Origin of the sequence: Streptomyces sp. NPDC098781 (assembly GCF_044759995.1) — a bacterium.
Classification (GTDB): Bacteria; Actinomycetota; Actinomycetes; order Streptomycetales; family Streptomycetaceae; genus Streptomyces.
The window spans coordinates 87,104-111,767 of the sequence record NZ_JBIWAK010000004.1 but is presented as its reverse complement, the minus strand read 5'-3'; the positions used below and the strand labels follow the sequence as shown (position 1 = coordinate 111,767).

The following is a 24,664-nucleotide window of genomic DNA, read 5'->3' as shown; positions in this document are numbered from 1 at the left end:
TCGGCGCGCAATCGCTGGGCAAAGCTTTGCCGAGCCCCTGACCTCGGGGCCCGGGGAGGGGCTGCCCGGTGTCGGTACCGCCGGGTAGGGTGCGGATCCATGGGTGGCGAGAGCACGACACGTACGGCGCCGCGTGACAGCGGTGCGAGCAGGGGCCCGGCGGGCAGCCGGCTCGGACAGCGGTTGTCCGGGCTGGCCGTGGCGCTGGGCCTGGTGCTGTTCCTGGGCGGGTTCGCCTGGGGAGCGGTGGTCTACCGGCCGTACACCGTGCCCACCAGTTCGATGGCGCCGACGATCGGCGCCGGTGACCGGGTGCTGGCCGAGCGCGTCGAGGGCGCGGACGTACGCCGTGGTGACGTCGTCGTCTTCACCGACAAGACCTGGGTGACCAACGCGCCCGTCGTCAAGCGCGTGGTCGCGGTCGGCGGTGACACGGTCGCCGGCACCAACGGCAAGCTGACCGTCAACGGCAAGCGGATCGACGAGCCGTACCTGGCCCAGGACGACCTTGCCGAGCTCCAGAACTTCCCGACCGTGACGGTGCCGAAGGACCGGCTCTTCCTCCTCGGCGACGAGCGCAGCGGCTCCCTGGACTCCTCGGCGCACCTCACGGACGCCGCGAGCGGCACGGTGGCGCGCAGCGCCGTGTCGGCCCGCGTGGACGCCGTCGTCTGGCCCATGGACGGCATGCTGGAGCGTCCCACCGGCTTCGAGAAGCTCGGCGCGCTGTCCTCGCCGGGGCCGCTCGGCACGGTCGGCGTCCTGATCGTCGTGGGCGCGGTGCTGGTCCTGGGCGGCGGGGCGTACGGCCCGATCGCGCAGCGGCTGGGCAGCCGCAGCGGCAGTCGGACGGAGCCCGCGAGTGCCCGCTGAAGCGGCGCGGGACCAGGCGCGCGAGCTCCGGAAGGTCGCCCGGGTGGTGCTGCTCGACCCCGACGACCGCATCCTGCTCCTGCACGGCCATGAGCCGGAGGATCCGGCCGACGACTGGTGGTTCACGCCCGGCGGGGGACTGGAGGGCGACGAGACGCGCGAAGAGGCCGCGCTGCGGGAACTCGCCGAGGAGACCGGCATCACGGAGGTCGAACTCGGCCCCGTGCTGTGGCGGCGGATGTGCTCGTTCCCGTTCGCGGGCCGTCGCTGGGACCAGGACGAGTGGTACTACCTGGCCCGTACGACACAGACGGCGACCCGGGCCATGGGCCTCACCGAACTGGAGCGGCGCAGCGTCGCCGGTGCGCGCTGGTGGACGTGTCAGGAACTTGCCCGAGCACATGAGACGGTGTATCCGACCAGACTCGCCGAGCTGCTGCGCACACTGCTCGACGAAGGTCCCCCCGCCGGGCCCGTGACCCTTGACACCGAAATTGTCTAGGTGCTGACGGGACTGGCGCACAATGGGTGGATCGCACGGCTGAAGGGGAACATGCCATGAGCGCCGAGGACCTCGAGAAGTACGAGACCGAGATGGAGCTCAAGCTCTATCGGGAGTACCGCGATGTCGTCGGTCTGTTCAAGTATGTGATCGAGACCGAGCGGCGCTTCTACCTGACCAACGACTACGAGATGCAGGTGCATTCGGTCCAGGGTGAGGTGTTTTTTGAAGTGTCCATGGCCGACGCCTGGGTGTGGGACATGTACCGGCCGGCGCGCTTCGTGAAGCAGGTGCGGGTGTTGACGTTCAAGGACGTGAACATCGAGGAGCTGAACAAGAGTGACCTGGAGTTGCCGGGCGGGTGACGGTCGGCTGGGCGTGCGGACGCTTGTGTGCGGACTGCGGGTGGAGGCTTGTGTGCGGACTCGTGTGCGCTGACTCGTTGTGCTGGGACTCGAATGCACGGACTCGTGTGTGCCGACTCGTGTGGGTGACGGGTTTTTCCACAACCGGTAGGTAGTCCACCAAGATCAACTCGGTGGGCCGGTTCGCGTGATCGTTGGCGCCGGAGGTGGTGCCGACATGAACGCACGAAATGCACTCGGCAGGTACGGCGAGACCCTGGCCGCGCGGCGGCTGGTCGAGGCCGGGATGACGGTTCTGGAACGCAACTGGCGCTCGGGCCGGACCGGAGAGATCGACATCGTGGCGCGGGACGGCGACGTCCTGGTCGTGTGCGAGGTCAAGACCCGCAGGAAGGGTGCCTTCGAGCATCCGATGGCCGCGGTGACCCCGGAGAAGGCGCAGCGCCTGCGGGGCCTCGCGGAGAGCTGGCTGCACACCCACGGAGGCGCCCCACCGGGAGGCGTCCGCATCGATCTGGTCGGCGTCCTGCTGCCGGAGCGGGGCGCGCCCGTCGTGGAGCACGCGCGGGGGGTGGCCTGACATGGGCTTCGCTCGTACGTGCTCGGTGGCGCTGGTCGGCGTCGAGGGTGTGGTGGTCGAGGTCCAGGCGGATCTGGAGCCCGGCGTCGCGGCCTTCACCTTGGTGGGACTGCCGGACAAGAGCCTGACGGAGAGCCGGGACCGGGTCCGGGCCGCGGTCGTGAACTCGGGCGGTGAGTGGCCGCAGAAGAAGCTCACGGTCGGGCTCAGCCCGGCCTCGGTGCCCAAGGCGGGCAGCGGATTCGACCTGGCCGTCGCGTGTGCCGTCCTCGGTGCCGCGGAGCGCATCGATCCACGGGTTCTCGCCGACATCGTGATGATCGGCGAACTGGGACTGGACGGACGCGTGCGCCCCGTCCGGGGCATCCTCCCGGCCGTGCTGGCCGCCGCGGACGCCGGATACGAGCAGGTGGTCGTGCCGGAGTGCGCCGCCGCCGAGGCGTCCCTGGTGCCGGGGGTGTCGGTCCTCGGAGTGCGCAGTCTGCGCCAGCTGATCGCCGTTCTCGCCGACGAACCCGTGCCCGACGAGGAACCCGAGGAACAGGGCCGTCCGGACCCGCTCCTCGCGGGCCTGCGGATGCCGGGGACGGGCGCGGCCACGGGGATGCACAGCATGGGCGCGACCCAGCTCGACCAAGGGCACGACATGGCCGACGTGGTGGGCCAGATCTCGGCCCGTACGGCCGTGGAGGTGGCCGCGGCGGGCGGACATCACCTGTTCCTGGAGGGGCCGCCCGGCGCCGGCAAGACGATGCTCGCGGAGCGGCTGCCGGCCGTCCTGCCGCGGCTCAGGAGGGAGGAGTCGCTGGAGGTCACGGCGGTCCACTCGGTGGCGGGCCTGCTGCCCCCGGGCAAGCCCCTGATCGACGTCGCCCCCTACTGCGCCCCGCACCACTCGGCGACCATGCAGGCACTCGTCGGCGGCGGACCCGGCATCGCACGGCCCGGCGCGGTCTCCCTCTCCCACCGGGGCGTGCTGTTTCTCGACGAGACGCCGGAGTTCAACAGCCGAGCCCTCGACGCGCTGCGGCAGCCCCTGGAGGCCGGGCATGTCGTGATCGCGCGCAGTGCGGGCGTGGTGCGGTTCCCGGCGAAGTTCCAGATGGTGCTCGCCGCGAACCCCTGCCCCTGCGGCCGCTTCTCGCAGAACGACGCCCTGTGCGAATGCCCGTCCTCGGCGATCCGCCGCTACCAGGCGAGGCTGTCCGGGCCGCTGCTCGACCGGGTCGACCTCCGGGTCGAGGTGGACCGGGTCACCCGGGCCCAGCTGACCGAGCGCGGAGCCAGAGGCGAGTCCACGGCCACGGTCGCCGAGCGGGTCCGCGCCGCCCGCGAGCGAGCGGCCGCCCGGCTCGCCGGCACCCCGTGGCGGACCAACGCCGAGATCCCCGGACGGGAACTGCGCAGCCGCTGGTACGCGACGGTCGGCGCCATGGACGAGGCGGAACGCAACCTGGAACGGGGCGTACTGACCGCCCGCGGACTCGACCGAGTCCTGCGCGTCGCCTGGACCGTCGCCGACCTGGCCGGCCACGACCGGCCCGACGCGACGGACGTCGCCCTGGCCCTGCAACTGCGCACCGGTGTGCCGCGCGGCGTGCCCATGGCCATCGGGGCGCCGGCATGAGCCGGAACGAGGACCCGGACGGCGAAGTGCTCGGCCGGGTCTTCCTCAGCCGCGTGCTCGAACCGGGCGACGAACTCGCCGGGCGGTGGGTCCGGGAATTCGGGGTGGGCGAGGTGGTGCGGCGCTTGCGGGACGGGGCGGAGCCCTTGCCCGGGGTGACCTTCAAGCGGTGGGAGGGAATGCGGGCCCGGGCGGCGCACGCCCAGCCCGGCCGGGATCTTGAGGTGGCTCGGGACGCCGGGGTGCGGTTCCTGTGCCCACGGGACGTCGAGTGGCCCGGGCAGCTCGACGACCTGGGGGACGCGCGGCCCCTGGGGTTGTGGGTGCGGGGACGGGCCGCTCTGCGCATGTGGGCCCTGCGGTCCGTGGCCGTCGTCGGGGCCCGCGCCTGCACCGAGTACGGCGCCCATATGGCCGCCACCCTCGCCGCCGGGCTCGCCGAGCGGGGCTGGGTGGTCGTCTCCGGCGGCGCCTACGGGGTCGACGGCGCCGCACACCGGGGTGCCCTCGGCGCCGGCGGAGCCACCGTCGCCGTGCTCGCCTGCGGGGTCGACCGGCCCTATCCGCGTGGACACACGCAGTTGATCAACAGGATCGCCGAACAGGGACTCGTGATCGGGGAGCTGCCGCCCGGGGACCATCCCACGCCCAGCAGATTCATCGTGCGGAACCGGGTGATCGCCGCGCTGACCCGGGGCACGGTCGTCGTCGAGGCGGCCCATCGCAGCGGCTCACTGGTCACCGCACGGGCGGCCCAGCGGTTTGGCCGCCACACGATGGGCGTTCCCGGCGCGGCCACCAGCGGCCTCTCGGCAGGCGTCCACGAACTGCTGCGCGGGGACGCCGTCCTCGTCACCAACGCCGCCGAGGTCGTCGAACTGGTCGGCGACATGGGAGAGCTGGCCCCCGAGCGCCGCGGACCCGTCCTGCCGCGCGATCTGCTGGAGCCGGCGGCCCGGCGGATCCTGGCCGCGCTGCCCGGCCGACGCGCGGCGCGAGCCGACGAGATCGCGCGCGGCGCGCAGACCACCGAGGACGACGCGATCGCGAGACTGTACGAACTCCGCTCACTTGGCTACGTCGAACGACACGGCGACAGCTGGAAGTTGACACGCCAGGCGTTGATGTCCGTTCGGGCCGGTCGCGGCGGCCGCTGACCGAGCGTGTTCGGCCGTACGGGGGAACACGGACGCCCTTGAGAATTCCCCCAGTTGGGGTGTTCGGGTGATCACGCAGCGCGATCGCCATGCCCCGCCGGGGCGTCCGGCGGAACGTATCTCCGTACGGCATGCGCTCCGCTCTTCGCGCACCGCGACACCGCAGTCACGCTACGCTCACGAGGATTCCGGCTCAGACCGGCACCTCGGCACCGGAAGGTCCCCAGAACGGCACCAGAACGACATCAGACCGACAGCTCCCCCAAAGCACCCCCGCACTTCACGGCAGAACGGCACTAGGCAACGAATGCCCCAGCACACCTCCGGGTCCGACCGGGCGGCGATCCCCCCAGCCGCCCGTGACGATGGCAGCGTGCGGCCGCCCGCTCCCTCGACGCTCGACGAGCTGTGGCGGTCGTACAAGGCGACGGGGGACGAGCGATTGCGCGAGCAGCTGATCCTGCACTACTCGCCGCTCGTCAAGTACGTGGCGGGGCGGGTGAGCGTCGGTCTGCCGCCCAATGTGGAGCAGGCGGACTTCGTGTCGTCGGGGGTGTTCGGACTGATCGACGCGATCGAGAAGTTCGACATCGACCGGGAGATCAAGTTCGAGACGTACGCGATCACGCGGATCCGAGGCGCGATGATCGACGAGCTCAGGGCGCTGGACTGGATCCCGCGCTCGGTGCGGCAGAAGGCCCGCAACGTGGAGCGGGCGTACGCGACCCTGGAGGCGCGGCTGCGACGGACGCCGACGGAGGCCGAGGTGGCCGTCGAGATGGGGATCGCGGTGGAGGAACTCCACTCGGTCTTCAGCCAGCTGTCCCTGGCGAACGTGGTGGCGCTGGAGGAGTTGCTGCACGTCGGCGGGGAGGGCGGCGACGGGCTGAGCGTCATGGACACGCTGGAGGACCACGCCGCGGACAATCCCGTGGAGGTGGCCGAGGACCGGGAACTGCGCAGGTTCCTGGCGCGGGCGATCAACACCCTGCCCGAGCGGGAGAAGACCGTGGTGACCCTGTACTACTACGAGGGGCTCACGCTCGCCGAGATCGGGAACGTACTCGGGGTGACCGAGAGCCGGGTCAGTCAGATCCACACCAAGTCCGTGCTCCAGTTGCGGGCGAAGCTGGCTGGGTTCGGTCGCTGACCTGGCCGGACGGCGTGGGTTGCGGGGCGGGGTTCGGCGGAGACACTCCCGTCCGCCAGGGCACGTCCGTAAAGTGGTTGGCGTGCCAAGGATTCGAGCGGCCTCCGTGGCCGAGCACCGGTCGATGCAGCGAGCCGCCCTGCTGGACGCGGCTCGGTCCCTGTTGTCCGAGGGCGGGACGGAGGCGTTGACCTTCCCGGCTCTCGCCGAGCGGACGGGGCTCGCGCGCTCGTCCGTGTACGAGTACTTCCGGTCCCGGGCCGCGGTGGTCGAGGAACTGTGCGAGGTCGACTTCCCCGTCTGGGCAGCGGAGGTCTCCGCGGCCATGGAGCGTGAGGCGACGCCCGAGGGCAAGGTCGAGGCGTATGTGCGCCGGCAACTCTCGCTGGTGGGGGACCGGCGGCATCGGGCCGTGGTGGCGATCTCGGCGAGCGAACTGGACGCCGGCGCCCGGGAGAAGATCCGGGCGGCGCACGGCGGACTGGTCGCGATGATCGTCGAGGCCCTGGCTGAGATGGGCCACGCGGAACCCCGGCTGGCGGCGATGCTGCTCCAGGGGGTCGTGGACGCGGCGGTGCGCCGCATCGAACTGGGCGCGGCGGAGGAGCCTTCGGCGATCACGGAGGCGGCTGTGGCTATGGCGTTGAGGGGCGTTCGGGGCTGAGGTCGCGGTAGCGAGCGACCGACCGGGTGTTGGCTGGTTCCTGGCGGTGCGGGGTGGGGCCTGGGGGAGATGCGTGTGTCGCCAGGCGCGGGGTGGTGTCAGGCGGCGCGGTTGAGATCGGGGCGTCGAGTGGCCCGGTGTAGGCGGGTGCCGCTACTCCCGGTCGTGCAGCTCGACTGTGCTGGCCAGTGCCCGGCGGCGCGGGTAAGGCCGGGGCGTCACGCAGCCAGGTGTCGGCGGTGTGACGCTGCGCCCGACCGTGCCTCCCGGCGGCGCGACTGCCCGGAGCTACGCCGGCTGAAAGGCTGCGCACGCTCGATGGCCCCCACGCCGTCCGTGGCCGTGCCGCCTAGGTCGGCACCGGCACCCCCAGCACAGGCAGCAGCCTCGACGGTCCCCTGTACAGCAGCCACGGCGGCATGAGCGACAGCGGATCCAGGTATGTCTCGCCCCTCCGTACGCCCCAGTGCACGCATGTTCCCGTGCAGTGCGAGCCGCTCGCCTCCACCGTCCCCACCACCTCCCCGGCCTCCACCTCGTCGCCCTTCTTCAGTTCCGCCCGCACCGGTTCGTACGTCGTGCGCAACGGTGGATCGCCCGTCCCCGTCAGTTCCACCGACACGACGCCCTTCCCCGCCACCCGGCCCGCGAAGGAGACGCGCCCCGCCGCCACCGCCCTGACCGGTGTCCCGGCCGGCGCCGCCAGGTCCACGCCGCGGTGGCCTCGGCCGTACGTCGTCGCCGGAGGCTCCCAGCCGCGCAGGACCGGAGGGCGTACTCCCACGGGCCACGCCCGGGCGACCGGGGACAAGGCGGGATCCTGGGCCGGTGCGGTGGGCGCGCTCATGGACGTCGGGGTCAGTCGAGGGACCGGTGACAGCAGGGCGATCGCCGTCAACAGCAGCAGTGACACCAGCCGCCCGCATGCCCTCGCGACCCCTGCCGTCCTCGCGCATCGCTTCATTCGCATGCGAGAACCGTCCCGCACCCCCACGGATCATGGCCGGTATCTGTGGATAACTCCTGGGTTGTGGACAGCGGCGTCACCCGGTGCCTCCCGGGTCCCGTACACTTCTTCTGGCGATCCGGGTCACCGGGTCGACTTCGCACGCCCCGATACGAGGCCACCACCAGGCTCGTATCAGCGCCCCTCGGTCCTTTGTGGCACGGCGCATGTGGGCGTCAGGCGCGGGAGCCGTCCGGCACCTGCGGCACAACCGAGAAATTCAAGGAGATGCGGCCATGGCCGTCGTCACGATGCGGGAGCTGCTGGAGAGCGGCGTCCACTTCGGTCACCAGACCCGCCGTTGGAACCCGAAGATGAAGCGCTTCATCTTCACGGAGCGCAACGGCATCTACATCATCGACCTGCTCCAGTCGCTGTCGTACATCGACCGCGCCTACGAGTTCGTCAAGGAGACCGTCGCCCACGGCGGCACGGTCATGTTCGTCGGCACGAAGAAGCAGGCGCAGGAGGCCATCGCCGAGCAGGCCACCCGTGTCGGCATGCCCTTCGTGAACCAGCGCTGGCTGGGCGGCATGCTCACCAACTTCTCGACCGTCTACAAGCGCCTTCAGCGCCTGAAGGAGCTCGAGCAGATCGACTTCGAGGACGTGGCCGCCTCCGGCCTCACCAAGAAGGAGCTGCTGGTCCTCTCGCGCGAGAAGGCCAAGCTGGAGAAGACCCTCGGCGGTATCCGCGAGATGTCCAAGGTGCCCAGCGCCGTCTGGATCGTGGACACCAAGAAGGAGCACATCGCGGTCGGCGAGGCCCGGAAGCTCAACATTCCGGTTGTCGCCATCCTCGACACCAACTGTGACCCCGACGAGGTCGACTACAAGATCCCGGGCAACGACGACGCGATCCGCTCCGTCACCCTGCTCACCCGTGTGATCGCCGACGCTGTCGCCGAGGGCCTCATCGCCCGTTCCGGCGTGGCGACGGAGGGCAAGGGCGAGAAGGCCGCGGGCGAGCCGCTCGCCGAGTGGGAGCGCGACCTGCTCGAGGGCGAGAAGAAGGCCGACGAGGCTGCCGAGAAGCCGGCCGAGGCCGCTGCTGCCGAGGCCCCCGCCGCTGAGGCTGCTCCGGCCGCCGAGGCTGCCCCGGCCGACGAGGCTCCCGCTGCCGAGGCTCCGGCCGCCGAGGCTCCGGCCGCCGAGGGCGAGCAGGCCTGACACCGTCGGTGTTGACGGCGGGAGCGGCAACCGTGCCCGCGGCGCGGTGAAGTCCGCTCCCGCCGTTCACCCGTAGGTCGACGGAAGGTCAGCGGCCCCGGCTAATCCATGGGGCCGTAGACCCCCTAGATCTTCGATCTTCCAGACTTCGAGAAAGATTCACAGACTCATGGCGAACTACACCGCCGCTGACGTCAAGAAGCTCCGTGAGCTCACCGGCGCCGGCATGATGGACTGCAAGAAGGCGCTGGACGAGGCCGAGGGCAACGTCGAGAAGGCCGTCGAGGCGCTGCGCATCAAGGGCCAGAAGGGCGTCGCCAAGCGCGAGGGCCGCTCCGCCGAGAACGGCGCCGTGGTCTCGATCATCGCTGACGACAACTCCTCCGGTGTCCTCGTCGAGCTGAAGTGCGAGACGGACTTCGTCGCCAAGGGCGAGAAGTTCCAGGCCGTCGCCACCGCGATCGCCGAGCACGTCGCGAAGACCTCCCCGGCCGACATCGAGGCCCTGCTCGCCTCCGAGATCGAGGCCGGCAAGACCGTCCAGGCGTTCGTGGACGAGGCCAACGCCAACCTCGGCGAGAAGATCGTCCTGGACCGCTTCGCACAGTTCACCGACGGCTTCGTCCTCGCGTACATGCACCGCACGATGCCCGACCTGCCCCCGCAGATCGGTGTCCTCGTCGAGCTGGACAAGCCGAACGCCGAGGTCGCCAAGGGCATCGCCCAGCACATCGCCGCCTTCGCGCCGAAGTACCTCTCCAAGGAGGACGTCCCGGCCGAGGTCGTCGAGTCCGAGCGCCGCGTCGCCGAGGAGACCACCCGCGCCGAGGGCAAGCCCGAGGCCGCCCTGCCGAAGATCGTCGAGGGTCGCCTCAACGGCTTCTTCAAGGACGCCACGCTGCTCGGTCAGCCGTACGCGCTCGACAACAAGAAGTCCGTCCAGAAGGTCCTGGACGAGGCCGGTGTCACCCTGAAGCGCTTCTCGCGCATCAAGGTCGGCATCTGAGTCCGTGCCGCGATCGGCGCCCGACACCGATAGGGTCGAAGGCAGTCGTTGGCGGACTCCGGCACCGCGCACGCGCGCGTGACGGACGACAGCAGATCTGACGAGGAGGCCATTGCCGCGCATGGGATGCGAAACCCACCCCGCCCGGCAATGGCCTTCTTCGTATGTGCACCACGTAACAAAGGCGGGATCTCGATGACCACCAAGGCCCAGAAGAGCGACGACGGCAAAGTACGCGGCCGGTTTCTGCTGAAGCTGTCCGGAGAAGCCTTCTCCGGTGGCGGGGGCCTCGGCGTCGACCCGGACGTGGTGCACAAGATCGCCCGTGAGATCGCGGCCGTCGTGCGCGACGGCGCGGAGGTCGCGGTCGTCATCGGCGGCGGCAACTTCTTCCGCGGCGCCGAACTCCAGCAGCGCGGCATGGACCGGGCCCGCTCCGACTACATGGGCATGCTCGGCACCGTGATGAACTGCCTCGCCCTCCAGGACTTCCTGGAGAAGGAGGGCATCGACAGCCGGGTCCAGACCGCCATCACCATGGGCCAGGTCGCCGAGCCGTACATCCCGCTGCGCGCCGTAAGGCACCTGGAGAAGGGCCGTGTGGTCATCTTCGGCGCCGGTATGGGCATGCCGTACTTCTCCACCGACACCACCGCCGCGCAGCGCGCCCTGGAGATCGACGCCGAGGCGCTGCTGATGGGCAAGAACGGTGTCGACGGGGTCTACGACTCCGACCCGAAGACCAACCCGGACGCCGTCAAGTTCGACTCTCTCGGCTACGGCGAGGTCATCACGCGCGAACTCAAGGTCGCCGACGCCACGGCGATCACCCTGTGCCGCGACAACAAGCTCCCGATCCTCGTCTTCGAGCTTCTGGCGGAGGGCAATATCGCCCGCGCCGTCAAGGGTGAGAAGATCGGCACGCTCGTGGGTGAGCAGGGCGGTCGGGGCTGACGCTCCGACAACTCCGACAACAAACCCGTCCGGGGGACGGACGGGGCGGACCCTGACCGGGGGATGGACAATGTCCTGCCGGTCGGGAACCGTGCAGGAAGAAGACGCGACGCAGCCGGCCGCCGCCCCACCGAGGAACCGCAGCCGGGCCTTACTCAAGACGCAGGAGCAAGTGGTGATCGAAGAGACCCTCCTCGAGGCCGAGGAGAAGATGGAGAAGGCCGTCGTGGTCGCCAAGGAGGACTTCGCCGCGATCCGCACCGGCCGTGCGCACCCGGCGATGTTCAACAAGATCGTGGCCGACTACTACGGCGCACTGACGCCGATCAACCAGCTGGCTTCGTTCTCCGTGCCGGAGCCGCGCATGGCGGTCGTGACCCCGTTCGACAAGAGCGCGCTGCGCAACATCGAGCAGGCCATCCGCGACTCGGACCTGGGCGTCAACCCGAGCAACGACGGCAACATCATCCGAGTGGTGTTCCCCGAGCTCACCGAGGAGCGCCGGCGCGACTACATCAAGGTCGCCAAGGCCAAGGCCGAGGACTCGCGCGTGTCCATCCGCTCCGTCCGCCGCAAGGCCAAGGACGCCATCGACAAGCTGATCAAGGACGGCGAGATCGGCGAGGACGAAGGCCGCCGTGCGGAGAAGGAGCTCGACGACACCACGCACAAGTACGTCGCTCAGGTGGACGAGCTCCTCAAGCACAAGGAAGCAGAGCTGCTCGAGGTCTGATGAACGACTCTTCCTGGGGGGCGCCGACCGGGTCCGGGCAAGCCGGGTACTGGGGGGCCACCGCGCGTGGACCTGTCCAGGGGGCTGCCCCGGCGGGTCCCGCGTACGATGCGCCTGAGGCGCAGCAGACTCGCCCCATGCCCATCGTGCCCGACGTGCCCGCGTATGGCGGAGACCAGGATGACGACCGGGGGGCCGCGCGGACGGGCGGCCCCTTGTTCCACGGCCGGCCACCGCAGACGCGGTCTCACGACATGCCGCAGGCGCGGCCCTTCGAAGCGGCGCCGCAGAATCCGGAGCCCATGCCCGACGCACCACAGCCGGCGCCCCCGCCGCAGAAGAAGAGCGCGGGGCGCGACCTGAGTGCGGCCATAGGGGTCGGGGTCGGGCTGGGCGTGGTGATCGTCGCGTCGCTGTTCGTCGTCAAGGCCGTGTTCGTCGGCGTGGTCGCGGTCGCCGTGGTGGTGGGCCTGTGGGAGCTGACCAAGCGGCTGGAGGAGCGCAAGGGCATCAAGGCGCCGCTCGTGCCACTGGCGCTCGGCGGTGCGGCCATGGTCGTATCCGGATACGTCCGGGGTGCCGAGGGTGCCTGGGTGGCGATGGCGCTGACCGCGCTCGCCGTGCTGGTCTGGCGGATGACCGAACCGCCGGAGGGCTACCTCAGAGACGTCACCGCGGGTGTCTTCGCGGCGTTCTACGTGCCGTTCCTGGCGACCTTCGTCGCGATGATGCTCACCGCCGACGACGGCCCCTGGCGGGTCCTGACGTTCCTGCTCCTCACGGTCGTCAGCGACACCGGCGCGTACGCCGTCGGATGGCGCTTCGGCAGGACCAAGCTCGCCCCGCGCATCAGCCCCGGCAAGACCCGTGAGGGCCTGCTCGGCGCGGTGAGCTTCGCGATGGTGGCCGGCGCGCTGTGCATGCAGTTCCTGATCGACGACGGCACCTGGTGGCAGGGCCTGCTGCTGGGTCTCGCGGTGGCGGCCAGCGCGACGCTCGGTGACCTCGGCGAGTCGATGATCAAGCGGGACCTCGGCATCAAGGACATGGGCACCCTGCTGCCGGGTCACGGCGGGATCATGGACCGGCTGGACTCACTGCTGCCGACGGCACCGGTGGTGTGGCTGCTGCTGGTGCTGTTCGTGGGCTCGGGCTGACGTATCGGTCGTATCCGGGGAGCCTCCGCTCGTGCAGAGCGGAGGCTCCTTGGCATGTGGGACGATTTCGACGTACGCCCGAAAGGCATCAAAAGGGGGTCATCATGACCGCCATCCGAGAGATCATCGACGTCGACCGCCCCCCGAACGAGGTCTGCGCCTATCTCACCGACCCCTCCCACCTGCCGGAATGGCAGCTGAGCGCAGTCTCGACCGAACGCCTCGACGCGGGCCCGATCCGCCCCGGGTCCCAGGTGCGGGTCACCCGGCGGGTGGGCACCCGGCAGATCCCGACGACCGTGCAGTTCGACGACCTCGACCCTCCGCACAGCTGGGATCTGCACGGCATCGACGGCCCCGTCCGGACCCGTACCCACGGAGAGATCGAACCGCTCGACGACGGCCGCCGCAGCCGTGTGACGATCGACATCGACTTCGAGGGGCACGGTGCCGGCAAGATCCTTCTCCCTCTGGTGGTCCTCCCACAGGTCCGCAAGGAACTGCCACGCGACGAGCGGCTCCTCAAGGACCGGCTGGAGGGTGGGGCGGCCTAGTCCGGACCTCGGGCACGGCGGACCGGGGCGGTACGAGGTGGAGTCCTTTCGGGCGGCGACGAACGACTCGATGGGCTGGGCGGGGACGCCCGTGACGCGCTCGACGCCGTCAGCCGTGCCGTCGTCAGCGGTTGGCGCGGTGCGACCGGGCCGTGGTGGCCCGGGAGAATTCAGCGGCCGGCTCCGTCATGTCGACCGAGCCGGGTCCCGTCAGCTCGAAGACCTGCCCGATCTGCCGAGCGGGGTCGCGGAGCACGGTCGCGATGACCCGGGCGACGTCGGCGACCGGCGAGGTGCGTCCGGTGCCGAACGACACGAGCACCGCGGTCAACGGCGGGCACAATAGCGGCCACAGCGCGACCCCCTTCGTGCCCTTTTCCGCAGGTCAGCTCCCCCCTTTCTTCAGATCGCGCGGTGATTCCCCAGCTCAGAGCGCGGGTTCTGACGGAGTCCCGCTAACCGACACCGGCGGCCGTACCGGACCTCAGCGCCGGGCCAGCGTGAGCACGCTCAGACCGAACATCGCGACACCCAGGGGGAGATGGACCGACGGGACGTGAGCGATGCCCAGCACAACCTGGACCGAGGCGAGTACGAGAAAACCCAACGCGTGCCAGATGGGCCGGGGCGAGCCGCCGCCCGGCTTCCACGCCAGCACCGCCGCGAGCACATACAGCATCGAAGCCCCGTACATCACACGGGCGCCGACACTGTGCAGCACCTCTCCGTAGGACGAGGTCAGCAGCAGTCCGGCGGAGACCGCCTGAAGGAAGATGGTCAGCGTCTGAAGGGCGATCGCGATCTGGAGGAAAGAGGAGCTGCGCTGTGCGTTCGCCGTCGCCGTCACCTGAATGGCCATGCCACAGTCCCCTTTTCCGCCCTCGGGCAGTAGATCGATAAGGTCTCACCAGCCCGACGACGCGGGCCCGCGAAAGGTAAGGCGAGGGGGCGGCCGAAGGCATGGGGAGAGTCGGGACTGGCGCGGATGAGGTAGTCGACGAGCGACGCCAACTGATCAATGTCGCTTACCGATTGCTCGGTTCGGTGACCGAGGCCGAGGACGCCGTACAGGATGCCTACGCACGCTGGTACGAGCTGTCCCGAAGCCGGCAAGAGGAGATTCTGTCCCCAGGCGCCTGGCTGACGACGGTGACCAGCCGCATCTGCCTGGACCTGCTCGGCTCGGCACGGGCCCGCCGTGAACGCTATGTCGGCGCATGGCTGCCCGAGCCGCTGCCCGACCGCACCGAGTGGGACCATGCGGGTGGCGCCGATCCCACCAGCCCTGCCGACCCCGCCGACCAGATCGTCCTGGACGAGTCGGTGGCCATGGCCTTCCTCGTCGTCCTGGAATCGATGACGCCCGCCGAGCGGGTGGCGTTCGTCCTGCACGACGTCTTTCGTTACCCGTTCGCCGAGATCGCCGACGTTCTCGGCCGGACTCCTGCGGCCTGCAAGCAACTGGCGGCCTCCGCCCGGCGGCGGGTGAGCCTCTCGGGCGCTCCGGTGACGGCGACCGGCCAGGCCGACGTGGTGAGGCACGTCAAAGAGGCATGGGAGACGAAGGACATCGCAGCCCTCATCGGTCTCCTCAACCCGGCCGCGGTGATGACCGCCGACGGCGGAGGCATGGTCGGCACCGTCCTGCGCCCGGTCGAAGGCGGCGCGCGCATCGCCCAGTACATGGTCGCCATTGCCGATAAGTCTCCGGGGCTCGAACTCCTGGAGCGGTCGGTCAACGGTGTGCCGGGTCTGGTGGCTCAGCGTGCCGGCGTTGTCATGACCGTAGCCTCGTTCGACGTCGCCGACGGGCGTATCACCCGGATCTGGGCGGTCCGCAACCCTGAGAAGTTGCGGCCTTGGGCTCGGGAGCGCTAGCTGGATCGCGGCATAGGTGCCGGGCAGCGTCGCGGTTTGCGGCGGTGACACTCAGTGGCCCGGCCCGGCCCGGCCCGGCCCGGCATAGGACGACCAGCCCGGCCGGACAAGGCGTGTCTGCATCCGAATCCTGGCCGGATCGCCCCCAGTCCGTACGGTGCCGCCCTTGCGGGGTGGTCCGGGAGAACCTGGCGGAGACGGCCAGTGAGCTTGGGGGAGCCGTGCGAGACGGCTACCGAGGAGTAGCTAGGCCTGCACGAAGCGTTCGAGGAACTGGGGGCCTCCACCAGGTTGGTCCGTGTGTGGTGAGGGTGTCGTCGCCTGGGCTCGGTCGGCCCAGGGCTCACTGAGTGCTGGGCCGTCCCCGGACCGTGACCACCCCCACCCCACTCCGCCCCGGACCCGCACAGTTGATCTGCCACACTGGACGGGTTATGCCTGCACCCGGAGAACTGATGTGCTCCGGGCACGAAGAAGCCCCCTACCAGCGATGTTGTCGCCAGTAGGGGGCTGTTTGGTGCCCGGTGGGCCGTCCCTGGGCCGTCAGGGCTCCTGGGCCGTGCCGAAGACACCATCCAGGGCCCGTCGGGCACGCTCGGTGCTGCTGGGCATCAGGTGGGCGTACACCCGCAGTGTCATCGCCGGATCGGAGTGCCCGAGGTACTCGCTCACGGCCTTGATGCTCTCGCCCGCGTCCAGGAGGACCGAGGCGTAGAAGTGGCGAAGGGCGTGCATCCCGTGTTGCCGGGCGGAGGCGTACGGCTTGCCGGGTTCCGGCGTCGGGATGAGGCCGGCCGCCGCGATGGCGCGCTTCCACTCGTGGACGTTGAAGTTGCTTCGCCAGACGATCCCGTTGGCCGTGTTGGTGAAGATCAGATGCCGCTCGGTCAGCGGGCCGTCCGGCCTGATCCACGGCAGCTTGATCGCCACAGGCGGGTGAGTCTCGATGTGCCGGCGCAAGGCCGAAGCCACCGACGACGGCAGCGGTACGTCCCGCTCCTTGTTGCCCTTGGGCGGAGCGAAGACCGCGACGCCCCGGACCAGCTTGACCTGAGTGGTGACGCGAAGAGTGTCGCCGTCGAGCTGGGCGGTGTCCTCGGCCAGACCGATGATCTCGCCCTGGCGGAGACCGCAGCCGCTGCCGACGTCGACCATGGCTCGGTAGCGCTCGGGCAGGGCGTCACGGACCGCCCGCACCTGAGACGGAAGCCAGGGCACGACCCGGGCGGTGGAGACGGCTGGCGGGCGGACCGACGCGGCTGAGCACGGGTTGCGGGCGAGGTGGCCGTCATCCACGGCGGCCGACAGCACCGCGCGGACGTTGGCGTAGATGTTGCGGGCGTAGGTGCCGCCGATCGAGCCGTTCTCCAGGTCGCGAACGAACTCGCGAATGTGGACCGGACGGAAGGACCCGAGCGGACGCGCCCCGATACGAGGGAAGGCGTGCAGCCGAAGACGGGTTTCCGCTCCGATGCGTGTGTTCAGGTCGGTCGTTTGCCCGGCGAGCCAGCGTTCCGCGTACTGCTGGAAGGTGGTCCGGGCGGCCCTGGGGTCGACGTACTGGCCACGGGACATGTCGGCAGCGGTCTCGGCCAGCCACTCCTCCGCCCGGCGCTTCTGGCGGTCCGGGAAGGATCGGCTCTTCTCCGTGCCGTCTGGCCCGACGTACCGGGCCCGGTAGCGGAGGCCGTTGCCGTAGCGGTCGGTCTTGACCTTCACGGCCTTGCCGTCCGGACCCGACTCGGTCTTGTACCAGCGGTCTTGGATGTGCCCGGCCATTAGGCAGCCTCCCCGATCTGGGAGTCGACCCAGGCGCGTACGTCGTTGGGGTCGAAGCGCAGGTGCCGGCCGACGCGGAAGCCGCGGGGGCCGGTGCGCTTGCGGCGCCACTGGTAGACCGTTTCGACGCTGGGCAGTTCGAACATGTCCACCAGGTCGTCAGGGGTCAGGAAGCGGTTCGGCAGCTCGGTGGTCATGTCACCACTCCCTTTCATCGGCGGACTGGTCGCGCAGGGCTTCACGGGCGGTCTCGCGGTTGTGCAGGAGGCCGCGGGCGATGGTGGCGGCGAGGGCGGATTCGCCCGGGGTGTGGCCGTGTCCGGCGTACTGCCAGTCGGTCAGTACGAGGACGGTGTCCGGCTCGACGTCGTCCAGGCCGAGGGCTTCGCGTTCCTGGGCGGCGCGGAAGTCGGCGCGGGCCTGGCGGAGTTCGCCGAGGGTGGTGGAGTAGCGGCGGGACTTCGAGCTGAAGTGGCCGCGGAAGCCGAGCATGTGGGCCCAGGCCCAGAGGCGGCGGTCGGGGTAGAAGGGGTCGAGCAGCTTGCAGGCCTCGATGAGGCGGCGAGTGTGGTCGGGCACACCGTGGCGGTCGAGTTCGGAGAGTTCGCCGATGCGGCGGTCGAGGGTGCCGGTGTTTTCGGCGGCCTTGGTGGCGTACTTGGCGACGTAGGAGGCGACGGCTTGTTCGGTGATGTCGGAGCCATCGCCGAAGGCTTTGACGGGGCGGACGTCGAGTTGGGTGCCCCAGCGGAAGGTGCGGGCGGGCTGGTCCTCGACGGCCGGGACCGAGACCGAGGTGTACGAGTGCGCGGCGGCGGCGCGGATCGAGTCGGTGAGCAGTTCGACGGTTGCCCAGGCCGGGGGCGGGGTGTCCGGGCCGTCGGGGCCGTCGATCCGAATGACGGCGTGGAAGTGCAGGGCGCCGCGCTTCTGGAACTCCGCCACTTTGCCGTACGAGATACGCGCATGGTCGGCGAGTTCGCGACGGGTAAGTCCGGCGTGGGCGGCGATCTCGCGGCGCAGGCGAGTGGTGAAGCGCTGCCACAGGTTGCCTGCGTGGTTGTTGAAGAGGACGGCGCCCGCGTAGTCGTAGGTGGTGGGGTCGAGGGCGGTGCCGAGTGCGGGGTCGTCGGCGGGGTGGTGGGTGCCGCAGCGGCAGGTGCCGTGGTCGGGGCGGTTGTGGACGGGGCCGAAGGAGGGGGCGGTGAGGGTGGCGAAGACGCGGGGGTGGTCGCGGACGGTGGCGGGGATGTCGCGGTGGTCGTCTCCGGCGAGGCCTGCGCGGATGAGGTGGTAGGTGTCGCCTGCGTAGGTGAATGCGCAGGAGGGGCAGCGGGAGGCGCGGCGGTTGCCGCAGGCGAGGCGGAGGCGTCCGCCGGGCTCGCTCTCGGTGGAGTAGTGGTGCAGGGTCTCGCCGGTGGTCTTGTCTTTGGTGAGGGTCCAGCCGGTGAGGTGGATGGGGTCGGCGCAGCCGCCGGTGCGGCGGATCTGTTCGTGCCAGCGGTCGTAGTCGTCGGCCGAGGCCACCCTCAGCAGGTCGCCGAGGGTGGCCGGGTCGAGCAGCTGGTCAGGCACGGGCGCCCTCCTGCGCGCGGAGGGGGCGGGTGCCGGTGCCGTGGCAGGCCGGGCAGTGGGCGGTGATGGTCCGCAGGTGGCCGTGCCGGTCGCGGCCGCCGAGGGTGATGGCGGCGGAGGCCTGTCCGTCGCAGTCGGGGCAGATGCGGGGCGGCGGTGTGGTGCGGTGCGTCATGCTGGGGGTTCCTTCCGGGCCTTCGGGTTCGGAATGGGGCAGGGCTCCCGGGCGGCGGAGACTTGGCGGTTGAGGCCGCCCGGGGGCCGGTCAGCGCTGTTCGGCTTCGGTGTTGATGAGCGAGCGGATGACCAGGGCGCAGATGGCGACCGAGGCGCCGGTGATGGCGACCGCGAGGAGCATCGAGACCAGGACGGCGCCGACGACCAGGACCACGGCCGTGCCACCGCCGACCAGGGCGACAACGGCGCCCGGGGTGAGCTGGACGGTGGTCCGGGCAGCCGCCGGGGCGGGGGTGACCGGGGCCGGGGCGGTGTCCTGGTGCTGGATGACGGCGGTGGGCTCGACGACGGCGGGCGGGGTGATCAGGCCGGTCGGCTGGGGCATGGTCGGGACCTTGGGGCGGATCATGGTGGGTTTCCTTTCGTGGGCGGGTTACTTGATGGCGGTGTCGATGACGGGGGCGAGGAGGCTGTCGGCGATGAGGTAGCCGCCGAGGAGGAGCACCAGGACCAGCCAGAGCGGCGGGCGTATGAGCTTGCAGCCGAGGTAGCCGACGGCGGCGAGGGCGAACCAGAGGGGGACGTCCATGGGCGGTGGCCTCCTATCGGACGGTGCAGCGGTGGGTGCGGGCGGCGAGCTGGGCGGCACTCTGGCTGGAGTAGTCGGCGGACCAGCCGCAGCGGTCGTTGGTGCACACGGCGGCGTGCTGGGTGCGGCCGTTGCGGTCGCGGTGGGTGCCGATCTGCACGGGGCCGATCCGCATGACGGAGTGGAAGTAGTCGCGGGCAGGCATCGGGGTCGTGTCCTTTCAGATCAGGTGAGTTGGGCGGCGATGGCGGCGGCCAGATGCGGCGGGACGCCGAGGCGGGCGCGCAGGGTGTCGGTGTCGATCGGTGATCCGGTGCGGGTTTGGTGGTCGTCGGCGACCTTGCGGGCGTGGTCGACCAGCGCGGCCGGAACCGGCGGAGCCGCCGCAACGGGCGCAGCCGGGACGGGTTCGGTGGCCGGAAGCGCGGGGGCTTCCTCGGGCTCGATCACTGCGGCCGGGATGGTGTCCGGCTCAGCTGCGGCGGCCGGTTCGGGGTCGGGCGCAGCGGCCGGCACTTCCGGTGCAGGGTGGTCGGTGGGGGAGTGGGCGAGGAGGGTGCCGCCCATGAAGGCCAGGGCGGGCCAGGCGGCGACGAGGATGCGCAGCCAGGCAGGGACCTGCTGGAGGTCGAGGAGTCCGGCGGTGGCGACGTTGGCGCCGAGGGAGGCCACCAGCGCGATCACGAACCAGCACCAGGCCAGCCGGGACGGACCGTCGGAGCGCAGCCGCCGCCAGGAGGCGACCAGGAGCAAGTCGACCGAGACGGGGTAGGCCCAGGCCTTCCAGCCGTCTTGTCCGGCAGCGGCGGCGAGGTCGTGCAGGTGGGCGAAGGACAGTGCCCCGGCGATGACGGCCTGGACGAGTACGGCGTCGACGCGGAGGGCGGTGCGGGCCATCACGGTTCCCTTCCGGTGATGAGGCATGGCGGGGGTAGGGACCTGGCGCGAGGCGGTCGCGCCGACCGGTGGAGCGGGAGACGTCAGGCGGTGGCGGGGGCTGTCTTGGACAGCGGTGCCCAGGCCGGGGGCGGCGGGGCAACCGCGGGGCGGAAGGCCGCCAGGGCGGGCAGGTCCGGGACGCGGTGCGCGTGCTTGTTGCAGATGTTCACGGCCTCGCGCAGCGAGGTGTGCGGGGCGCGGATGCGGGCCCAGCCTCCGGAGGAGTCCCCGGCGATGGCGACGCCGCGCATGTCGGTGGGGATCTGGACGGCCGCCACGACGGCATCAGGGGAGATGTCTGCGAAGGCCATGTTGGCGGAGGTCTCGTCGTTGACGCGGTGGGCGGTACGGCCAGTGAGCTGGGAGCGGAGCATGGTGATGCTCTTGCCGAGTTCGGCGCCGAAGCGCTGCCCGCAGATCTCCAGGTAGATGCCGGCGGCGCGGCCGAGCTGGGCGAGGCGGACCAGGGCGGTGATGATGCGGTCCCGGCGCTTCTCCTCGTCCTTGGTGGCGAACAGGGCGAGTTCGGCGACCTCGTCGACCAGGACCACGACCGGAACCGGGCGCAGTTCGGCGGGCAGGTCCCAGATGTCGGCGGCGATCTCCGCATCCGGTATCGCGACACTGATGCGCTGCTGGGAGCGGATGAGCTGGTAGACCTCCGCCATGTGCGAGACGAGAGCTTCCAGAAGGTCAAGGGCGGTGTCCGGGTTGTCGGCGAGCGCGGAGAACCGGCGGGCCAGCGGGAAGAGCTCGACTCCCTGCTTGCAGTCGATGCCCACCAGCGCGACATCCATCGGAGCCAGCCCGGCGACCAGGTTGCGCTGATAGACGGACTTCCCCGACTCCGTGGCGCCCAGAGTCAGCCCGTGCGGAACCGCCCGGTAGTCGCGGTAGTGGACAGCACCGTCCTCACGCAGGGCGACCGGCACCCGCATGGGACCGCTGTCGGTCCTGGCGGGCATCTGCACCCGCTTGAGGACGTCATAGCCCGTCATGCGCACCTCGACGACGCCTGAGCGCAGTTCACGCGAGGTGACGCCGTACAGGTTGAAGGAGTGGCGCAGCCGGTCCGAGGCCGCCGCGACGTCGAAAGCGTCCTGCCCGGGACGCAGACCCAGCCGCAGGACCAGGCCGGTGCGGGTCGGGCGGATCCGCAGGATGCGCGGCGGACGGGACTGCGGGACAGGCCGGTTGGCCAGACGGGCCAATGCCAGCCGCCAGCGCGAGGGCGGGACCGTGAGGCCGCAGGCGTCCATGACGGAGGCGTAGCGGACCAGGACCCGCAGCGTGGCGAGGGTGATCCCGAAGGTCAGCCAGTACCAGGCGGGGCGCCGCCACCGCAGGATCACTGCGGCAGCGACGATCAGCACCAGAGCGACCATGAACCACGTCATGATCAGGCAGCCTCAGACTGCGAAGCCGTACCAGCCAGCGACGTCACGGCCACCGCGCGGAAGGCGATCCCGTGCCGCTTCTGACCGTTGAACTCGTTCTCCCACGCCGAAGCGACCAGACCGGTCAGCGCGACCGGGGTACCCATGGTCAACTCCTCCGAGACGCCCGGCTGCGGGACGGTGAGCTTGAGGATCTCGACCTCATCCGGCGTGGAGAACATGACCTCCACGGTCATCAGCGTGACGCCGTCCTTGTCGAGAGCGATCTCACCGGTACGGCGGTCCTTGACCTTGGGCTGCGGGGGCTTGGCGACCATCACGGTCGCGTTGGCGGTGTCGACGGGAATCTGACGCACAGCAGATCACTCCTCTATAGAGGCTGGACTTCGTCACTCATGTACATGAGTGACATGAAGAAGAGTGCATCACTCCTGTACATGAGTCAACCCGCCGCGAAGAAGAACTCGCGACGGGCTGCGGGGAGTTGAGCGTGCGTCAGTCCGCGGCCGGGATTCGGTACTCAAAGACGAACTGGTCAGCGGCCATGAGCGTGTCGCAGACCTCGACTACGAGACCCTCGGTCGTGCGGGCCTCACGGATCAGGTGAACCACCGGCGCACCGGGGCTGAGTGCCAGTTCGGACGCCTCCGCCTTGGAGGCCGGCCGCGCTTGCAGCGTCTCAACGAACTCGGCGAACTCGTGCCCGTGGTCTTCGAGTCGGGCGTAGATGCCACCGCCACCGGGGTTCTCGGCGAACAGCTCGGGGATCTCCTTGACGACGTCCCACGGGAGGTACGAGGTCGCGGTCTCGACGGGCGTGCCGTCGCGGAAGTAGAGGCGGCGCCGGGCGAGGACCTGGGTGCCGGCGGAGACGCCCAATCGCTGGGCGGCATCCTCGGGGGCCTCCATGGGGCCGATATAGAGGACGCTCACCTTGGCTGTAGCGCCAGACTGAGCCGACTCGGCGAGGTACGCGGCCCTACCGCCCTGCCGCAGGGAGCGCCGGAAGCGATCGGACGAGCGGTGCCGCACCGGGGGCCGATCCTTCACCATCGAGCCCTTGCCGTGCCGAGTTTCCACGAGCCCGCTCGCTCGGACCTCGACCATGGCCTTACGGATCGTCCCGCCCGAGACTCCGTAGCGGTCGACTAGTTCCGACTCGCTCGGCACCATCTCGCCAGGCTTGAGGACGCCCGCGCGGATCTGCTGAATGATCTCTTCGGCGATCTGCACATACCGGGGTACGGACCTCTCGCCTCCTACTGCGGTTCCCATAGTCCTTCTCTGCCTCCTATGCTCCTGTATATGAGTCAATCACAGGAAGCAACGCCTCCGCCGCTGCACTCCGTATCTGTGGCCGGAGTAGTCGTGCGCGAAGACGGCCGCCTCCTGGCGATCCGCCGGGCAGACAACGGCACTTGGGAGCTCCCGGGCGGCATCCTCGAACTCGACGAAACCCCCGAGGCGGGAGTCGCCCGCGAGGTCCTGGAGGAGACGGGCATCCACGTCGAGGTGGACGAGCTCACCGGCGTCTACAAGAACACGACCCGGGGCATCGTGGCCCTGGTCTTCCGCTGCAAGCCGTCCGGTGGCACAGAGCGCACGTCGAGTGAGTCGACGGCAGTCTCATGGCTTACGCCCGACGAGGTCGCGGAGCGTATGGCCGAGGTCTTCGCGATCAGGCTCTTGGACGCCTTGGATGGCAACGGCCCGCATGTCCGCAGCCATGACGGCCGGAAGCTCCTCGGCGTCCACTGACCTAGAGATCAAGCTGTCTGCCACGCATGGCGATGGCGAGCGACGGCGTAGATCCGCTCTACCTCGTCAGTGGTCAGCACACCGTTGAGAGGAGCTAAGGCTGACACCTCTCGTTCGCGGTACACCCTCACTGTGAGCTGAGTGGCAACGACCTTCAGATCCGTGACGCCGACGAAGACCAGAACAGGCTCCACGGGGATGGCGAAGCCGCAGTAGTGCTCAAGCACTCGTTGCACGCGTTTTGCCTCGGCCCGGCTCTTGCGAGCGTACGGCTCGGGGCGACCGTGGTTGACCTGCACTGCATCGTCGCCAACCCATACCGCCTTCCGCGAATGATTCTTCGTGTTGACACTGAACACCCCACCTGGTCCGATCAGCAGGTGGTCGAGGTCTACCTCGCGCGGCAGCGGTATGGAGTGCAGCACGCGCCACCCATGACGCCGCAGCCGATCGAGTTCAGCGCCTACACGGCGTTCGCCCGTCATGCCCTTGCGCCAGGAATCTCCGCTGGCCGGACGGCCCAGGATCCGAGCAAGGGCCCGCGTCGTCAGACCCGCTGAAGTCTCCGTGACCTTGGACCGCAGTGCAGTTCCAGGCGAGTTGGAGGCCAGGTCATCACCAGGGGCGAGGGGCGGCAGCACAGGTGTAGGGGCCGGGGCTTCGGGTGGTGCCGGCGCATCGGCCGCACTGGGTAAGTGCTCTCGCAGCACGGCCACGACTGCGTCACGATGCTCGCCTAGACGGACCGTGATTCTTCCCGTCTTGCAGTCGGCCCAGCCAGCAGCCGTGCCGTCGGGGAGATTCGCATACAGACGATCGTGCCCATGCCGCTTCCACCGCACAACCTTGAGCTCAGCCATGGTCCCTGCCTCCTCGACATCGATGCAGTCATGGCAGCAACCGGGCCTCAGATCCACAAGAGCGCGATCGGGATAGAACTTTCCCTACTTCATCAAGGCCCGCGCACGGCGCGGGCGCGCGCCGCCTCTGCGGCGCGGCCTGCCTCCTGTCTTCGCCCCGGCTGGCCGCGCCCGGCGGCGCGCTCGGCGGCTGCGGGCATGAAGTGGGGAAACAC

Annotated in this window: 31 protein-coding genes; 16 read left to right on the top strand and 15 right to left on the bottom strand. The window is 70.1% G+C overall.

Features of this window, described 5'->3' with window-relative positions; all coding sequences use genetic code 11:
* Positions 1 to 99: 99 nt before the first annotated feature.
* The 8 genes from lepB (at position 100) to ACIQWG_RS17375 (ending at position 6,918) form a co-directional block, all read left to right on the top strand.
* Positions 100 to 873: a signal peptidase I gene (lepB, locus tag ACIQWG_RS17410; RefSeq protein ID WP_404096119.1), complete on the top strand. Its 774-nt coding sequence runs from the start codon at positions 100 to 102 to the stop codon at positions 871 to 873.
* Positions 863 to 1,375 (top strand): NUDIX hydrolase, encoded by a 513-nt coding sequence (locus ACIQWG_RS17405; protein WP_404096116.1) that lies wholly within the window; start codon positions 863 to 865, stop codon positions 1,373 to 1,375. Before lepB ends, ACIQWG_RS17405 begins: the two co-directional genes overlap by 11 nt.
* 56 nt (positions 1,376 to 1,431) lie before the next feature.
* Positions 1,432 to 1,740: a DUF2469 domain-containing protein gene (locus ACIQWG_RS17400; RefSeq protein WP_003965949.1), complete on the top strand. Its 309-nt coding sequence runs from the start codon at positions 1,432 to 1,434 to the stop codon at positions 1,738 to 1,740.
* 217 nt (positions 1,741 to 1,957) lie between these two features.
* Positions 1,958 to 2,320: a YraN family protein gene (locus tag ACIQWG_RS17395; RefSeq protein WP_404096114.1), complete on the top strand. Its 363-nt coding sequence runs from the start codon at positions 1,958 to 1,960 to the stop codon at positions 2,318 to 2,320.
* Position 2,321: 1 nt separating this feature from the next.
* Complete coding sequence (locus tag ACIQWG_RS17390; protein ID WP_404096112.1) at positions 2,322 to 3,947, top strand: YifB family Mg chelatase-like AAA ATPase; 1,626 nt, start codon at positions 2,322 to 2,324, stop codon at positions 3,945 to 3,947.
* Positions 3,944 to 5,104: a DNA-processing protein DprA gene (gene dprA / locus ACIQWG_RS17385; RefSeq protein ID WP_404096109.1), complete on the top strand. Its 1,161-nt coding sequence runs from the start codon at positions 3,944 to 3,946 to the stop codon at positions 5,102 to 5,104. The genes ACIQWG_RS17390 and dprA overlap by 4 nt, the downstream gene beginning before the upstream one ends.
* Before the next feature lie 307 nt (positions 5,105 to 5,411).
* Positions 5,412 to 6,254: an RNA polymerase sigma factor WhiG gene (gene whiG, locus ACIQWG_RS17380; protein ID WP_404096106.1), complete on the top strand. Its 843-nt coding sequence runs from the start codon at positions 5,412 to 5,414 to the stop codon at positions 6,252 to 6,254.
* 106 nt (positions 6,255 to 6,360) lie between these two features.
* Positions 6,361 to 6,918 carry a TetR/AcrR family transcriptional regulator gene (locus ACIQWG_RS17375; protein WP_404097696.1) on the top strand — a complete coding sequence of 186 codons (558 nt, stop codon included), beginning with the start codon at positions 6,361 to 6,363 and terminating at the stop codon, positions 6,916 to 6,918.
* A gap of 349 nt (positions 6,919 to 7,267) precedes the next feature.
* Here ACIQWG_RS17375 and ACIQWG_RS17370 read toward each other — a convergent pair whose 3' ends face one another.
* A complete protein-coding gene (locus ACIQWG_RS17370; protein WP_404097693.1) occupies positions 7,268 to 7,765 on the bottom strand; it encodes a M23 family metallopeptidase in 498 nt (165 codons plus the stop codon).
* A 395-nt stretch (positions 7,766 to 8,160) separates the two neighbouring features.
* On the opposite strand from ACIQWG_RS17370, the gene rpsB reads away from it, so the two are divergent.
* The 6 genes from rpsB to ACIQWG_RS17340 all read left to right on the top strand — a co-directional run bounded on the left by rpsB (position 8,161) and on the right by ACIQWG_RS17340 (position 13,497).
* Positions 8,161 to 9,093 carry a 30S ribosomal protein S2 gene (rpsB, locus tag ACIQWG_RS17365; protein WP_404096103.1) on the top strand — a complete coding sequence of 311 codons (933 nt, stop codon included), beginning with the start codon at positions 8,161 to 8,163 and terminating at the stop codon, positions 9,091 to 9,093.
* Positions 9,094 to 9,262: 169 nt separating this feature from the next.
* Positions 9,263 to 10,099: a translation elongation factor Ts gene (gene tsf, locus ACIQWG_RS17360; protein WP_404096102.1), complete on the top strand. Its 837-nt coding sequence runs from the start codon at positions 9,263 to 9,265 to the stop codon at positions 10,097 to 10,099.
* A gap of 195 nt (positions 10,100 to 10,294) precedes the next feature.
* Positions 10,295 to 11,053, top strand: coding sequence for a UMP kinase (gene pyrH / locus ACIQWG_RS17355; protein ID WP_404096100.1), 759 nt, complete (start codon positions 10,295 to 10,297; stop codon positions 11,051 to 11,053).
* A 175-nt stretch (positions 11,054 to 11,228) separates the two neighbouring features.
* Positions 11,229 to 11,786: a ribosome recycling factor gene (frr, locus tag ACIQWG_RS17350; protein WP_404096099.1), complete on the top strand. Its 558-nt coding sequence runs from the start codon at positions 11,229 to 11,231 to the stop codon at positions 11,784 to 11,786.
* Positions 11,786 to 12,943, top strand: a complete 1,158-nt coding sequence (locus ACIQWG_RS17345) for a phosphatidate cytidylyltransferase (protein ID WP_404096097.1) — start codon at positions 11,786 to 11,788, stop codon at positions 12,941 to 12,943. Before frr ends, ACIQWG_RS17345 begins: the two co-directional genes overlap by 1 nt.
* A 104-nt stretch (positions 12,944 to 13,047) precedes the next feature.
* A complete protein-coding gene (locus ACIQWG_RS17340; protein ID WP_404096095.1) occupies positions 13,048 to 13,497 on the top strand; it encodes an SRPBCC family protein in 450 nt (149 codons plus the stop codon).
* A 124-nt stretch (positions 13,498 to 13,621) separates the two neighbouring features.
* Here the strand turns inward: ACIQWG_RS17340 and ACIQWG_RS17335 are convergent, their stop codons facing one another.
* Both ACIQWG_RS17335 and ACIQWG_RS17330 read right to left on the bottom strand, forming a co-directional pair.
* Positions 13,622 to 13,828 carry a hypothetical protein gene (locus ACIQWG_RS17335; RefSeq protein WP_404096093.1) on the bottom strand — a complete coding sequence of 69 codons (207 nt, stop codon included), beginning with the start codon at positions 13,826 to 13,828 and terminating at the stop codon, positions 13,622 to 13,624.
* A gap of 153 nt (positions 13,829 to 13,981) precedes the next feature.
* Entirely contained in the window at positions 13,982 to 14,356 is a 375-nt protein-coding gene (locus ACIQWG_RS17330) for a hypothetical protein (RefSeq protein WP_404096091.1), read from the bottom strand.
* A gap of 101 nt (positions 14,357 to 14,457) precedes the next feature.
* Between ACIQWG_RS17330 and sigJ the strand changes: the two genes are divergently transcribed.
* Entirely contained in the window at positions 14,458 to 15,375 is a 918-nt protein-coding gene (sigJ, locus tag ACIQWG_RS17325) for an RNA polymerase sigma factor SigJ (RefSeq protein ID WP_404096089.1), read from the top strand.
* 543 nt (positions 15,376 to 15,918) lie between these two features.
* On the opposite strand, the gene ACIQWG_RS17320 is transcribed toward sigJ, so the two are convergent.
* From ACIQWG_RS17320 to ACIQWG_RS17270, 11 genes are all read right to left on the bottom strand, one after another.
* Positions 15,919 to 17,154, bottom strand: coding sequence for a tyrosine-type recombinase/integrase (locus ACIQWG_RS17320; RefSeq protein ID WP_404096088.1), 1,236 nt, complete (start codon positions 17,152 to 17,154; stop codon positions 15,919 to 15,921).
* On the bottom strand, positions 17,154 to 17,351 hold the full coding sequence (locus ACIQWG_RS17315; protein ID WP_093746062.1) for an AlpA family transcriptional regulator: 198 nt from the start codon (positions 17,349 to 17,351) through the stop codon (positions 17,154 to 17,156). Before ACIQWG_RS17315 ends, ACIQWG_RS17320 begins: the two co-directional genes overlap by 1 nt.
* Before the next feature lies 1 nt (position 17,352).
* Complete coding sequence (repSA, locus tag ACIQWG_RS17310; protein ID WP_404096085.1) at positions 17,353 to 18,729, bottom strand: replication initiator protein RepSA; 1,377 nt, start codon at positions 18,727 to 18,729, stop codon at positions 17,353 to 17,355.
* Complete coding sequence (locus ACIQWG_RS17305) at positions 18,722 to 18,904, bottom strand: hypothetical protein (protein WP_404096083.1); 183 nt, start codon at positions 18,902 to 18,904, stop codon at positions 18,722 to 18,724. The genes repSA and ACIQWG_RS17305 overlap by 8 nt, the downstream gene beginning before the upstream one ends.
* 90 nt (positions 18,905 to 18,994) lie before the next feature.
* Positions 18,995 to 19,315: a SpdD-like protein gene (locus tag ACIQWG_RS17300; RefSeq protein ID WP_404096080.1), complete on the bottom strand. Its 321-nt coding sequence runs from the start codon at positions 19,313 to 19,315 to the stop codon at positions 18,995 to 18,997.
* 24 nt (positions 19,316 to 19,339) lie between these two features.
* The gene (locus tag ACIQWG_RS17295; protein WP_399368159.1) at positions 19,340 to 19,495 is read right to left on the bottom strand and encodes a hypothetical protein; all 156 of its coding nucleotides are present in this window, start codon (positions 19,493 to 19,495) and stop codon (positions 19,340 to 19,342) included.
* Between the two features lie 13 nt (positions 19,496 to 19,508).
* Positions 19,509 to 19,700 (bottom strand): mobile element transfer protein, encoded by a 192-nt coding sequence (locus ACIQWG_RS17290; RefSeq protein ID WP_093746057.1) that lies wholly within the window; start codon positions 19,698 to 19,700, stop codon positions 19,509 to 19,511.
* Positions 19,701 to 19,720: 20 nt separating this feature from the next.
* Positions 19,721 to 20,392, bottom strand: a complete 672-nt coding sequence (locus ACIQWG_RS17285) for a DUF2637 domain-containing protein (protein WP_404096074.1) — start codon at positions 20,390 to 20,392, stop codon at positions 19,721 to 19,723.
* An 83-nt stretch (positions 20,393 to 20,475) separates the two neighbouring features.
* The gene (locus ACIQWG_RS17280; protein WP_404096072.1) at positions 20,476 to 21,831 is read right to left on the bottom strand and encodes an FtsK/SpoIIIE domain-containing protein; all 1,356 of its coding nucleotides are present in this window, start codon (positions 21,829 to 21,831) and stop codon (positions 20,476 to 20,478) included.
* Positions 21,832 to 21,833: 2 nt separating this feature from the next.
* On the bottom strand, positions 21,834 to 22,187 hold the full coding sequence (locus ACIQWG_RS17275) for a hypothetical protein (RefSeq protein ID WP_404096070.1): 354 nt from the start codon (positions 22,185 to 22,187) through the stop codon (positions 21,834 to 21,836).
* Between the two features lie 139 nt (positions 22,188 to 22,326).
* Complete coding sequence (locus ACIQWG_RS17270) at positions 22,327 to 23,106, bottom strand: GntR family transcriptional regulator (RefSeq protein ID WP_404096068.1); 780 nt, start codon at positions 23,104 to 23,106, stop codon at positions 22,327 to 22,329.
* Between the two features lie 18 nt (positions 23,107 to 23,124).
* On the opposite strand from ACIQWG_RS17270, the gene ACIQWG_RS17265 reads away from it, so the two are divergent.
* Complete coding sequence (locus ACIQWG_RS17265; RefSeq protein ID WP_392860769.1) at positions 23,125 to 23,589, top strand: NUDIX hydrolase; 465 nt, start codon at positions 23,125 to 23,127, stop codon at positions 23,587 to 23,589.
* An 8-nt stretch (positions 23,590 to 23,597) separates the two neighbouring features.
* Here the strand turns inward: ACIQWG_RS17265 and ACIQWG_RS17260 are convergent, their stop codons facing one another.
* On the bottom strand, positions 23,598 to 24,449 hold the full coding sequence (locus tag ACIQWG_RS17260) for a nuclease-related domain-containing protein (protein ID WP_404096065.1): 852 nt from the start codon (positions 24,447 to 24,449) through the stop codon (positions 23,598 to 23,600).
* Positions 24,450 to 24,664: the final 215 nt, after the last annotated feature.